At 46.0% G+C, this 13,106-nt stretch carries 9 protein-coding genes; 8 read left to right on the top strand and 1 reads right to left on the bottom strand.

The window, feature by feature from the left end; translation table 11 throughout:
- The first annotated feature begins 22 nt into the window (after positions 1-22).
- A complete protein-coding gene (locus tag K339_RS0101995) occupies positions 23-928 on the top strand; it encodes a dihydrodipicolinate synthase family protein (protein WP_028522106.1) in 906 nt (301 codons plus the stop codon).
- 196 nt (positions 929-1,124) lie between these two features.
- Here the strand turns inward: K339_RS0101995 and K339_RS0101990 are convergent, their stop codons facing one another.
- On the bottom strand, positions 1,125-2,135 hold the full coding sequence (locus K339_RS0101990; protein ID WP_028522105.1) for a helix-turn-helix transcriptional regulator: 1,011 nt from the start codon (positions 2,133-2,135) through the stop codon (positions 1,125-1,127).
- Between the two features lie 460 nt (positions 2,136-2,595).
- Here K339_RS0101990 and K339_RS0101985 point away from each other — a divergent pair, with 460 nt between their 5' ends.
- The 7 genes from K339_RS0101985 to K339_RS32355 all read left to right on the top strand — a co-directional run bounded on the left by K339_RS0101985 (position 2,596) and on the right by K339_RS32355 (position 12,957).
- Positions 2,596-3,807 carry a slipin family protein gene (locus K339_RS0101985; protein ID WP_229598679.1) on the top strand — a complete coding sequence of 404 codons (1,212 nt, stop codon included), beginning with the start codon at positions 2,596-2,598 and terminating at the stop codon, positions 3,805-3,807.
- Between the two features lie 178 nt (positions 3,808-3,985).
- The gene (locus K339_RS0101980) at positions 3,986-5,425 is read left to right on the top strand and encodes a sulfatase family protein (RefSeq protein ID WP_037298986.1); all 1,440 of its coding nucleotides are present in this window, start codon (positions 3,986-3,988) and stop codon (positions 5,423-5,425) included.
- Between the two features lie 235 nt (positions 5,426-5,660).
- The gene (locus K339_RS0101975) at positions 5,661-6,521 is read left to right on the top strand and encodes a sugar phosphate isomerase/epimerase family protein (protein WP_374754606.1); all 861 of its coding nucleotides are present in this window, start codon (positions 5,661-5,663) and stop codon (positions 6,519-6,521) included.
- Positions 6,522-6,795: 274 nt separating this feature from the next.
- On the top strand, positions 6,796-9,810 hold the full coding sequence (locus tag K339_RS0101970) for a SusC/RagA family TonB-linked outer membrane protein (RefSeq protein WP_028522101.1): 3,015 nt from the start codon (positions 6,796-6,798) through the stop codon (positions 9,808-9,810).
- A 15-nt stretch (positions 9,811-9,825) separates the two neighbouring features.
- The gene (locus tag K339_RS0101965) at positions 9,826-11,199 is read left to right on the top strand and encodes a RagB/SusD family nutrient uptake outer membrane protein (RefSeq protein ID WP_051397747.1); all 1,374 of its coding nucleotides are present in this window, start codon (positions 9,826-9,828) and stop codon (positions 11,197-11,199) included.
- A gap of 158 nt (positions 11,200-11,357) precedes the next feature.
- Positions 11,358-11,915 (top strand): RNA polymerase sigma factor, encoded by a 558-nt coding sequence (locus K339_RS0101960; protein ID WP_028522099.1) that lies wholly within the window; start codon positions 11,358-11,360, stop codon positions 11,913-11,915.
- Positions 11,916-11,946: 31 nt separating this feature from the next.
- Positions 11,947-12,957 (top strand): FecR family protein, encoded by a 1,011-nt coding sequence (locus K339_RS32355; RefSeq protein ID WP_051397746.1) that lies wholly within the window; start codon positions 11,947-11,949, stop codon positions 12,955-12,957.
- Positions 12,958-13,106: the final 149 nt, after the last annotated feature.

Below are 13,106 nucleotides of genomic sequence, written 5' to 3'. Positions count from 1 at the left end.
GAAAAAGAAATAAACCAAAAATATGAAACCAAGCTGGATTGGAGTTTACCCCGCCGTCACGACGAAGTTTTTCGAGGACGAGACATTAGACATCAAGATGTTTACGTACAACATCGACGAGCAAATCAAGGCAGGCGTTCACGGGATTATCATTTGTGGGTCGTTGGGCGAAAATAGTACCCTAACGTACGATGAAAAATTAACACTCTTGGCAGCGGCGCGCGAGGTGATTGCCGACCGTGTACCGTTGGTGATTGGCGTAGCTGAAAATAGCACCCGAGTAGCGGTGAATTTCGTAAAAGAAGCCGAAAAAACGGGCGCTGATGGAATCATGTTGTTGCCGCCAATGCGCTACCCTTCCGACGACCGCGAGACCCTCCACTTCATGCACACCGTAGCCGATGCTACCGACCTTCCGTACATGGTATATAACAACCCCGTGGCGTACAAGACCTTTGTAAGTATTCCGATGTTCAAAGATTTGGCTCAAAATGCGCACTTTGAATCCATGAAGGAATCGACGGGGGATGTGCGTTATATGACGGATATTATCAACGAATTGGGCGGACGTTTCAAGATTATGTCGGGAGTAGATGATCTAGCACTTGAGAGCCTGTTGATGGGTGCGGATGGTTGGATTGCTGGATTGGTGGACGCTTTCCCGCGTGAAACAGTAGTTATTTATGAATTAGCGAAACAAGGCCGTATCGCGGAAGCACGCGAGATTTACCGTTGGTTCTTCCCACTATTGCACCTTGATATTTCGACGAAGTTTGTACAAAATATCAAATTGGCCGAAGTCGCTACGGGTCTAGGAACGGAGTACGTTCGTCAGCCACGTTTGCCATTGGTAGGTGAAGAACGCGAGCATGTATTGAAAGTTATCAATGACTCGTTAGCAAAACGCCCCGTATTGCCACAGATTTAAGCATTTATATCACTTTACCCTACCCTAAAAGGCAATAATCAGCAATGGTTATTGCCTCTTTTTTCTTGCAATTAACACTTGGTAGTTAGATAAACACATAGTTCATATAGAATTTTTCACAATAGATACATAGCTACATCTTATGTTTTCTATGTGTTTATTCTCATGTGGCCTATGTGTTTTAAAATGAATGCCATCATTCATAATTCTCAGCACCCTCCTTCAAACGCTGCTGAATGCGTTTACGGAGCGCATCGGGCGATAGGACTTTGATGATTTCTCCGAATCCCAAAATTTCTTTTTCTAATTCAAAATTGAGTTGGACAAACAGTTCAATCACCACTCCTTCTTGTTGGCGTTCCAACGTTACTTGTGAACTGTGCAGTGGCTTGGTTTCTAAGTAAGGTGCGTGGGCCGCAGCCACCCAAAGCCGCACTCGTCGGGGGCGTTGGTTAGGCTGAACTGTTACTCCGATGACGTGTTGATAAAACTCCTCTGGTGTCAATTGTTCATTGGCGCGAAAGGGCGTATTTTCGTCGATGACACATTCGATGATTCTATCAAGAGCTAAGTTGAACACTTCGGTTTGAGTATGGCGTACCCCCACGGCAAACCAACGATTTTTGTACTCTTTGAGCCACCATACATGAAACGTAAAATGATTTGCTTCTCTGGCTCGAAACGACTGGTAAGTCATCGAAACTGCCTTCTGTTGCACCACGGCTTGGTATAAAGTTTCTAAAAACGACAACCCCCGCAAATTCTCATTCTTTTCAAAATCAATCACCGTTCGTTGGTGGTGTTTGGCAGCGTACACGTGCCCTTCTAACTTTTGAATGACGTCGGTAAGCTGTTGGAAATGTGAAAACCCTTTGAATTGGCGCAGTACTTCCACGGCTTCGTTCATCCGTTGTAAGTCCAATTCCGTCAACGGGATTTGCGTAATGCTGTAGGTGGGATCTTCGTAGGTGTAGTATTTTTTATCCACGACGATAATGGGGGCAAAGTAGCCAAGCTTATCGCTTCGCATCATTTGGAGGTCGGCCTGAATCGTGCGGCGACTGATGCCTTTGTCCATGCCTTCGTATTCATACATGGCTTCGGAGACTTTTTCAATGAGGTCTTCGAGCGTCCATTTGCGGTATCGGTTGCGTAAACAAGCGTCAATCGTCTTGTATCTTATGAGGGCGTTGCGGTTGGCGGGCATAGGAAAATCAGAATTTTTGAAAATTTCCGAAAATAATTTCAACTGCGCAAAAAGACTGCGCAGGAGGTATAAACCTTTGTATCGTCAAGTTAATGATAACGAACCTGATGCTGGTGTTCATCGCCACATAGTGCCGCCGACGTATCGCACGGTATGCTGTCGAAAATCACCCTAATTTGACTTTCACACTGTGGGTCGAGGGTTCGAATCCCTCCTTGGCGCAAGCCATGTAACTCAGCTGGGTAGAGTAACAGACGTAGAAGAAGGCCACTTCACCAAAAACGGCCACCATCGGGCTAATAAGGGCAAAAAATACTTCTGTGAAGGGTCAACCTCGTCACAGTTTGGAGAAAGCCAGTAAACGGGACAATGCCGTCTTTCGCGTTTGAGGTTCTTTTTGGCGAGCAAACTTGATTTGATAAACACAGTATTGTGCTGTTTGGAAAATCAAGGTAAAACGTTGAAAACAACCCTAGACAAAGAAGACAAAAACCTGCTTCCGCCTTCAAAAAACGAAGTGTTTTTTGCCCTGAAGCTAAAAATAAAACAGTCATCATTAATGCTTAAAATCATGAAAATTGTTCGCATCAACGCTTATCAAGTAGGGTTAGTTTTTCGGGATGAAACGTACGTAAAAGCAATTACAGAGGGCACACACTGGCTGTCGCCCTTCACGACTGTGAAAATATACAATACCACCCAGCCTTTCGTAGCGCCTTGTGCGTTAGATATTTTGCTGAAAGACAATGTGTTGGCCGCTATGCTCGACGTGGTAGAGGTAAAAGATAACGAGATTGTGTTGCAGTACGAAAACGAGCTATTCAAAACGGTGCTTAAACCAGGGCGTTATGCGTTTTGGAAAAGCATCATCCACTACCGCTACGTACGGGTAGATTTAAGCAAAGTAGAGATTACCGAAGAGATTGATTTGGCCGCACTTGCTGCCAAAGAGGTGCTAACGTATATGCGTACTTATACCGTAGAATCTTACGAAAGAGGATTGCTTTTTGTGGATGGCAAGCTCCAAAAGATGCTAGAAGCAGGAACCTATTACTGGTGGCGAAACAACCTGTCGGTTTTTGTTTCAAAAGTCGATATGCGCCAGCTACAAGTAGAGGTAGCGGGGCAGGAGATTTTGACCAAAGACAAAGCGTCGTTGCGCGTCAACTTTCATGTTCAATACAAAGTCGCTGACGTTATGAAGGTACTTGTGGAGAACAAAGACGTTGATAAACAGCTGTATGTTCTCATGCAATTGGCGTTGCGCGAGTACATCGGGACGCTGTCTTTGGACGAATTGCTTGAGAAAAAAGAAGTGATTTCTGAGTTCATTTTGGCCGCAACTGCCGATAAAGTAGCCAAACTAGGTTTAACCCTTGTAGGCTGCGGTATTCGGGATGTGATTTTGCCAGGCGATATGAAAGAAATCATGAACCAAGTGTTGGTGGCGGAGAAAAAAGCCCAAGCCAACATCATCATGCGCCGAGAGGAAACTGCTTCGATGCGTAGCTTGCTCAACACCGCCAAACTGATGGAGGAAAACGAAATGTTGTTCCGCCTGAAAGAAATGGAGTATGTGGAGAAAATCGCTGATAAAATCAATACTATTTCGATTGCGGGAGGTGGGCAAGTACTCGACCAACTGAAGCAGCTTTTCGGAACTGCTAAGTAATGTCTTTTGACTCTTTGATTTTAAAACACATAGGGCACATGAGAATATACACATAGAAAACATAGTATATGGCTATGTACCTATTGTGAAAACTCCATGTGAACTATGTGTTTATCTTAGGTATAAAAGGTGATTTTGTACTTTTAAAATAAGAACCTTACACCTTTCTTTCCTTCGTATGTTCAGAATTGTACTTTTTGCGCTGGGCTTTTTTGTGGCCAATCAAACATTGGCGCAATCTCCTAAAACCAACATTTTGTTTCTTTTTGCCGATGACCTCCGTGCCGATGCCCTAGGGTGTTACGGAAATCCTTACGTCAAAACCCCGCAACTGGACCAGCTTGCTCAAAATGGTATGCTGTTTAGCGAAGCACACATTTTGGGTGGTTTACACGGAGCGATTTGTGCCCCGAGTCGGGCGATGCTGATGAGCGGAAAAGGGTATTTTCGAGTAACCGATAGGCTCAAAGGCGTAACTACGTGGCCCATGCTCCTGCGTCAGCAAGGGTATCATACGTTTATGACGGGCAAATGGCACAACGAACCAGAAGCAGTAGGTGCCAGTTTTATGGAGGCCAAAAATGTGATGCTGGGTGGAATGGCGGATCATTATCAAACGCCCATGCGCGACCTCAAAGCCGATGGGACTTTCACCGAACCCGTAAAAAAGGGATTTTCAACCGATCATTTTGCCCAAACAGCGATTGACTTTTTGGATAAACAAACTGCCTCGAAACCTTTTGTGACTTACGTGGCCTTTACGGCGCCCCACGACCCCCGCTCGCCCCTGCCCGAGTACCTCAAACGCTATGGAACTTCGCCGCTGCCGCCCAATTTTATGCCTGCTCACCCGTTTCATTTTGGTAGTAGCATGACCGAACGCGACGAAATGTTGGCGGCTTTTCCGCGTACGCCCGAGGTCATCAAAGCGCAGTTGACCGAATATTATGCCATGATTACCCACCTCGACGAAGCCATTGGCAAAATCTTGGCCAAACTCAAAGAAAAGGGGCTGGATAAAAATACCCTCATTGTTTTTGCGGCCGACAACGGTCTGGCGATGGGAAGCCATGGGTTGTTGGGTAAACAAAACCTATACGAACACAGTATGCGCGTGCCGTTGATTTTGAGTGGAAAAGGCATCCCCAAAGGACAACGCAGCGATGCTTTTGTCTATTTATTTGACCTCTTTCCTACTTTTTGTCAGCAGTTAGGAATAACCGCGCCGAAAGATTTGGAAGGAAAGGACATCTCTGGCATTTTACAACAAAAAACCAAATCGGTGCGAGAACAAGTATTTACAGCCTATCGGGCCTCCATCCGTACCGTCCGTGACCGTCGCTGGAAGTTGATTCGGTACCCGCAAGTGGATTATACGCAGCTTTTTGATTTACAATCAGACCCGTATGAACTCAATAACCTAGCAGGAAAGCCTGAGTTTGTGGATAAAGTAAAAACGATGACCGACGACCTACGGAAACATCAGCAGTTTTACGGCGATACGGCACCACTAACTGCTTCAGAAATTCTCCCACAAACCTTTGATTATAAAGGCATTGCGCGTAAGCCTGATCAGTGGCAACCCAAAGAAGTTTTGGACAAATACTTCAAAGACTAACTTCCGCGTCAATCTGCGGGTATTCCATCTGCGCCCATCTGCGAGAAAAACATTTTCACACAGAAACCCACAGATGGAATGCACACAGAAATCTGTGAACATCTGCGGGTATTCCATTTGCGCCCATCTGCGAGAAAAACATTTTCACACAGAAACCCACAGATGGAATGCACACAGAAAAACAGTAAACGTTACTAGAAAATACCTTTTGTAGCAAAAGCTCTTAACTTCAAAAATGATGAAAAAACTAAGCATAATGGGAGGCGTAATGCTCTCATTGATGGGCATTGTCGGCGAGGGCCTAGCCCAAAAAGGAAAATTATATTCATTTCCCATTGGGATGCAAGCCTATACCTATCGGGCGAGTTTTCCTAAAAACGTAGCTGCGACGTTGGATACCCTCAAATCGCTGGGTATTACCGAACTCGAAGGTGGAGCGCAAAAAGGTACAACCCCTGCGGAGTTTCGTAAAATGTGCGAAGAACGAGGAATCAGCATTGTTGGAACGGGCGGAGGCTACGAAGAACTGGCCAAAGACCCCCAAAAAGCAGCCGAAACGGCCAAGGTTTTGGGCTCAAAATTCTTAATGTGCGCTTGGATTCCGCATAAAGTAAAGGGAGGTTTTACGTTTGAAGAAGCCAAAAAAGCGGTGGAAGACTTTAATCGAATTGGTAAAGTTTTAAAAGAAAATGGCATTACGTTTTGTTACCACAACCACGGCTATGAGTTTCAGCCGTACGAAGGAGGAACGCTGTTTGACTATATTGTCAAAAATACCAACCCCGATTATGTGTCGTTTGAAATAGACATTTTATGGGCGTTTCACGGTGGTGCAGAGCCTGTAAGTCTATTGAAAAAATACGGAAACCGCTTCAAACTCGTTCACCTCAAAGACCTTCGCAAAGGAGTAAAAGGTGACCTGACGGGAGGCACAGCGCTCGAAAATGATGTCGTTTTAGGAACGGGACAAGTGGATGTCGCTGGGGTGATTCGTGAGGCAAAAAAGATTGGTATTAAGCACTATTTTATTGAGGACGAAAGTCCTACGTGGAGCCAGCAAGTTCCTAAGAGCATTGCTTATTTGAAAAGTTTGTAACTAAATTATGCCTTTTATTGAAGCGCCTTTGTTGAAACAAGGGCGCTTTGCTTTTTTTTGACGTTTGCCATATTCTCTTCTACCTGGAATATAAATTTAGTTCAAATCTTTCTTTAAATAAAAATATTTGAATATTATTGCCTCTGCAACTCTCCCGCAACAGCATAAAATTCTTCGATGATTTAAAACCAGATGGGTGTTAAAACAATTAAGCATTCGCTATTGTTGTTGAGTTGACTATACTAACTAATTAACTAAACTAAACACCAAATCTATGTTCAAATCTACTGATTCCTCAGTAGCAAAACTCGCTTTTGCTATGGGGATGTGGCTGCTGTCGGTCGTTGCAGTAGCTCAAACCAAAATCGGCGGAACGGTAAAGTCGGGAGATGGGTCTCCTATCCCTGGAGCGAATGTGGTTGTCAAAGGAACCACCATCGGAACTGTCAGCGGGGCAGATGGGACTTACTCTATTACCCTTCGTCAAAACAATGCCATTCTGGTCTTCTCGTCTATTGGATTTCAGTCAAAAGAGGTGGCCGTTGGAAACAACAGCACCGTTGATGTAACCCTGATGGAAGACGTGTCAAATCTCCAAGAAGTGGTCGTTACGGGTTTGGCATCGAGCATTAAGCGTTCTAACTTAGCCAATGCGGTGGCAACCATTTCGGCCAAAGAATTGATGGGAACCACCCAAATCCAGACCGTGGACAATGCTTTTTACGGAAAACTGGCAGGGGTCAACATGAACACCAACGGTGGTGCGCCAGGTGGCGGGGTGTCGATTCAGCTTCGTGGGATTTCGTCGCTTGTGGGGGCATCGCAACCGCTTTACATCATTGATGGAGTTTATGCAAACAATGCCGTAAACCGCTCTGGGCGCGCTTCGGTGACGGGGGCAGGGGTGGAAACCCAAGACGACGCCTCCAACCGTATTTCGGACATCAATCCCAACGACATCGAAAACGTAGAGGTGCTCAAAGGGCCTTCGGCGGCAGCTATTTACGGAACGCGCGCCAACGCAGGGGTAATCATCATCACGACCAAACGCGGAAGTGCAGGAAAAACCAAAGTGTCGTTTGCCCAAGACTACGGAATGGCGACGCCGCAGCGTTTGTTTGGGGTAGATAACTGGACGGAAGCTAAAATCAACACGTTTTTTGCGGCTGCTCGTCGCCCCATCGAACTTGAACGTTTCCGCGCGGCCAATGGCCAAACGTGGGACTATGAAAAGTATTTTTACGGAAATACCGCTCCACTTTCTAACACACGATTGGGAATTTCGGGTGGGAATGACAAAACCAAGTTCTTTATCTCGGGTGCACTGACGGACGAAAAAGGAATCATTCGTCGTACGGGTTTTAAACGCTATTCGCTACGGGTCAATATCGACCACAAACTCACCAACGACATTACACTTTCTGTAGGCTCCAATTATATCAATACTATTTCTGATCGCGGTTTTACGGGAAACCAAAATAACTCTGGAGCGAGTATTGGCTACAACATTGCGTACGTGCCAAACTATTTCAATCTGTTCCCAGATGCAAGTGGCCGCTATCCCGATAACCCTTATTTTGCCGAAAATCCTGTAGCTGTGACCGACCGTGGAATTAACAACACCAACGTCAACCGCTTTATTCAGTCATTTAACCTCACCGCTAATCTTTACAAGTCAGAAAAAGCATTGCTCAAACTCGTAGGGCAAGGAGGTTTTGACTATACCCAGGGAACTACGTTTGTGTATCTTCCAGAAGATTTGCAGTACCAACGCGCTCAAGGAAACCCTGGGGACGTGATTTGGGGAAAAACCGAAAATGTCAATACCAACTTGCAGGCAGCCTTGGTGTATAATTGGAACATAGGCAAGCTAAACCTCACGTCGCAGGCAGGAGCGGTTCGTCTTAATTTCCGCGAAGACCGTTTGTTGAACCGTTCGCGTGGTTTGGCAGGGGGACAAACCAACTTGCGCCAAGGAACGGTACAAGAGATTTTTGACCAACGTTTTCAAAGCATTACCGACGTAGGCGCGTTTGTGCAACAAGAAGCCAACTGGGACGATAAAATCATCGCTACGGCGGGGGTACGTTGGGATAAATCAACGCTTATCGGAGATGCGAACAAGTTTTGGGCTTTTCCAAAAGCATCGTTGGCCATCAACTTAGCCAACTTTGACTTTATTCGCTCTTCTAGTTTGTCTTCTGTTTTCTCGCAAATTAAACCCCGCGTAGCCTACGGTGAAACGGCGGGGGTACCAGGTTTTGGGACAACTTTTACGCCGCTTAACTCGGCAAACATCGGTGGTTTGCTTGGGTCGGTTGTAACAACGGCGGCAGGAAACGCGGCCATCGAGCCTGAGCGTGCAGGAGAGTTGGAGTTTGGGTTGGACTTAGGGCTGTTTAATAACCGTATTCAACTCGAAGCCACTTACTACGACAAACAAACACGTAGCAATATCCAAAACTTACAGCTCTCACCAGCGGTGGGTATCAGCACCATTCCTACGAACTTAGCTCAACTTCAAAACCGTGGGGTAGAACTTTCGTTGGGGGCAACCATTGTTCAAAAAGAAAAAATTCGCTGGAGCTCGCGCGTATTGTGGTGGAAAAATGACATCCTTTTGACCAAATTGGGTATTCCAGCCTATAATTTAGGAGCGTTTGGGGTGACACTTGGGACGTTCTTGTACCAAGAAGGATTCTCGCCAACAACGATTGTGGGAACGCGACCTGCGCGCGATGCCAATGACACGCCTGCCGCTGAAGGTGTGAGTACAGGAGCTTATATTTTAGGAAATAATCAACCCGATTTCCAAATGTCATGGAACAATGAAATCAACTTCCTCAAAAACTTCGATTTTAACATGCTTTGGCACTGGAAAAAAGGTGGCGATAACATCAACCTAACTGAGTTTTTGTGGGATGGTGGTGGAACCTCTCCTGACTGGGACGATGACGACAACAACGACGGTACTCCTAATGGCCGTCAGCGTGGTTTGGCGCCGCACAATGGAGCTGATCGCTGGGTACAAGATGCTACCTACCTTCGTCTGCGCGAGGCGGCGTTGTACTACACTGTGCCTACCAATTCATTGAACAAGTGGTTTAATAATAAAATATCACGGGTGAAAGTAGGTTTCTCTTGCCAAAACCCATTGACATTTACTAAATACCGTGGTTATGATCCCGAAACTTCAACGTTTGGGTTGCAGGCGGTAGCATCGGGAGTTGACATCGCTCCATATCCTACGCAGCGTCGCTTTTTTGGTCATTTAGTTGTTGAATTTTAAAACATGATAAAGACAATGAAAAATATAAACTCGGTTTTTGTAGGGCTGTTGTTGATGATGAGTTCGTGTAACTTTTTCACCCTAGATACGCCCAATGACCCCAACAACCCTTCTTTGGGAAGCGTGAGCCAAAATGCGTCGCGGACGCAAGTGCAAAACTTAGTAACGGGGTTGGAGTCACGTCACCGTGATTACCTTTTTACCGTAACAGCGTTGTTTGGTACGTTGGGGCGTGAATTGTGGTATCTAAACGCTTCTGACCCACGCTGGCAAACTGACTGGCTCGGAATGAATGGGCGTCAAGCAACCCCAAATATGTTTGGATACTTGAATACGTACCAACAACCCTACTTTGCCATTCGCCAAGCGCAGACGGTTATTGATGCGGTGAATAATACCAATACGTTTACGACCGAAGAAAAGAATGCGATTTCGGGCTTTTCCAAAACCCTTATGGCGTATCAATACCTGATTGTGGCCATGGGCCAATACGAAAATGGCATTCGGATTGATGTCAAAGATGTACAAAACCCAGGGCCATTTTTGCCGTTGGCGGAGTCGCTTACGCAGATTAAGCGTATTTTGGACGAAGGCAACACCGAACTCGGCGCTGGCGGAACAGGAAATTTTCCACTTCGTTTGACAACAGGATTTACGGGTAATGGTTTCGGGACAATTGCGGCGCTTCGCCAAATGAACCGTGCGATTGCAGCCCGCTTGGCCGTTTATCGTCAGGATTGGCAAGGAGCTTTGGATGCCGTGAATGCGTCGTTTTACAGTGCCACGGGTAACCTAGAAGCGGGGCCTGCCCACACGTACGGCGCTCCGCCAGACGCGTTTAATCCGTTGTTTTTTGTTAGAAATGCCGCTGTAAGTACGCTATTGGTGGTACACCCGTCGGTCATCAATGATACAATTGCGGGCGATGCTCGGGTACGGGCTAAGTTTTTCCGTCGTACAGCACCTGTTTCGGTAACATCTGATGGAACGCCGCTTGCGGGGCAGTATCAAGACAACCGATATGCGGCGAATACCAGCGAAATCAAGTTTTTCCGTAACGAAGAACTGGTACTTATCGCTGCCGAAGCCAATGCGCAGCTCAACAAAACTCCCGAAGCCGTAGCAGCCATTAACCGTATCCGCACGGCAGCAGGAATCGGGAACTACACAGGAGCTACGACCAAAGATGCGCTTATTAACGAAATTTTGTTCCAACGCCGCTACTCACTTTGGGGTGAACCTTGGGGGCACCGTTGGGTGGATTTACGCCGTTACGACCGCCTCAACGCCACCAACGTGGACGTGAGCCTCGACCGTGGTACTATTTTCAAACAACTAGCCCGCCCACAAGCCGAAGTTAACTGGGACGCATACGTGCAAACACGCTAGTTTTTGTAATACTTTGCTGACGAAAATCCCTGCTACTCGAAGTGGCAGGGATTTTTTGTGTGCATTAGGTAAGTATATATTATTTTTTGAAGATTTTTTAAAATCATTCTAGGGATTTTGGCGACTTAATTGACTATACACTAACCGAACACCATGCGATGAAGTACCAAACCTTTTCCGATGACCAATTAGTCGATTTTCTGAGGAGCGATAGCCAAGCCGCTTTTGAGGAGATTTACAACCGCTATTGGTATAAATTATTGGGAGTGGCCTACCACGAAACAGGCACCCGCGAAGAAGCAGAAGAATTGGTACAAGACCTGTTTGAAAGTCTTTGGCAAAAACGCCACGTAAGTGTGATACGTCATTTGAGTGCGTATTTGGTGGTTTCTATCAAACACCTGAGCACCAATTACATCAAGTCGCAAATCACCCAGCGAAAATTTCAAGAATACTTGATTTTTAACGAAATCCGTCAGTCTTACGTAACCGACGAAAGCGTCCAATTTGCCGATTTGTCGAAAGCCGTGGAAGAAGCAATGAAAAAATTGCCCGAAAAAAGTGTGGAAGTCTTCAAGTTAAGTCGCTTCGAGAACCAATCGGTCAAGGAAATCGCTCGGCAATTAAACCTATCCGAAAAGGCGGTTGAGTATCATATTACCAAATCGCTAAAAGTGCTCAAAGAACATTTGAAAGCTTTTCATTCTGACAATTAATCCACCCATTTCTTCATAACAAACCAAACACATGAACCAACACGAATTTAATCAGTTGCTCGAAAAGTACCTCGCGGGGGATTGCACGCCCGACGAGGAAAAACTGATTCATGATTGGCAGGCTCATTTACTCCAGAATACATCGCTCACGTTGGAAGAATCAGAAAAAAACGGTGTTAAAAAACGGCTTTGGCAAAATATTCAGCAAACAGTTTGGGCACCCGAAGCGGAGATTGTTCGCCCACGGTGGCGTTGGGTGAGCTGGGCAGCGGCGGCATCGGTGATTGTTGTGGCAGGCGTTTTTTGGTGGAATACCCGTCGCATAGACGTAAACGATGGGGCGATTAGCCCACGAATAGAAACACCCAACGGCATTGAAGTAAAAAACACTGCGGCCAATCCGCGAGAAATAAAACTCGAAGATGGCAGTATTGTGTTGTTGAAAACCAACAGCAGCGTTACCTACCCTGAGCATTTTGGGCAAAAAAATCGCAGTGTTTTTCTGAAAGGAGAGGCATTTTTTAAGGTAAAGCATGACCCAACCAAGCCCTTTGTGGTACACGCTGGCGAGCTAGTGACCGAAGTACTTGGGACAAGTTTTACGGTGAAGTCGTACGAAGAAGCGCAGGCCATTGAGGTGGTAGTAGCTACGGGGCGGGTGTCGGTTTATGAAAACTCTTCTAAGAAATCATTGCAACGGAACGGGGTGATTTTGACGCCGAACCAAAAAATTACGTTTGATAAAACCTCTCGGAAGCTCACGCCCAGCCTAATCGAACGGCCCGTGGTGATTCATGTGCCCACCACCCCGTCTTTGTTTGTATTTGAAGAAACGCCCTTACCCAAAGTCCTCAAAAAACTAGAAAATGCGTACGGGGTACAAATAATCGTTGAAAACCAAACCCTTAATCAGTGTGTGTTCACGGCCGATTTGAACGAACTCCCACTCCATACCCAACTCGATTTGATTTGTAAATCTATCAATGCCACTTATGAACAGCGCGGTACCAGTTTGTTCATCAATGGCGAAGGTTGTAAGTAAGTGTTTTAAACAGGTCTTATAGGTTTTCAAAACCTACAAGGTCTAAAAAAAGCCGACAATGCTCGTAACACTGTCGGCCTAGAGTGACCCGCAACCGAATTGGCGTTCGGTCGGTGCAAATTCATTGGCGTGAAGCACCACCGCGGGTA

Origin of the sequence: Runella limosa DSM 17973 (genome assembly GCF_000482465.1) — a bacterium.
GTDB classification, from domain to species: domain Bacteria; phylum Bacteroidota; class Bacteroidia; order Cytophagales; family Spirosomataceae; genus Runella; species Runella limosa.
Note: the sequence above shows the minus strand (reverse complement) of the source record. Positions and strands in the feature narration are given on the sequence as shown.

Coding starts and splice junctions, on each gene's coding strand:
- K339_RS0101970 (WP_028522101.1), top strand. CDS start 6,796: ATGTTCAAATCTACTGATTCCTCAGTAGCAAAACTCGCTTTTGCTATG.
- K339_RS0101975 (WP_374754606.1), top strand. CDS start 5,661: ATGATGAAAAAACTAAGCATAATGGGAGGCGTAATGCTCTCATTGATG.
- K339_RS32355 (WP_051397746.1), top strand. CDS start 11,947: ATGAACCAACACGAATTTAATCAGTTGCTCGAAAAGTACCTCGCGGGG.
- K339_RS0101965 (WP_051397747.1), top strand. CDS start 9,826: ATGAAAAATATAAACTCGGTTTTTGTAGGGCTGTTGTTGATGATGAGT.
- K339_RS0101995 (WP_028522106.1), top strand. CDS start 23: ATGAAACCAAGCTGGATTGGAGTTTACCCCGCCGTCACGACGAAGTTT.
- K339_RS0101990 (WP_028522105.1), bottom strand. CDS start 2,135: ATGCCCGCCAACCGCAACGCCCTCATAAGATACAAGACGATTGACGCT.
- K339_RS0101960 (WP_028522099.1), top strand. CDS start 11,358: ATGAAGTACCAAACCTTTTCCGATGACCAATTAGTCGATTTTCTGAGG.
- K339_RS0101980 (WP_037298986.1), top strand. CDS start 3,986: ATGTTCAGAATTGTACTTTTTGCGCTGGGCTTTTTTGTGGCCAATCAA.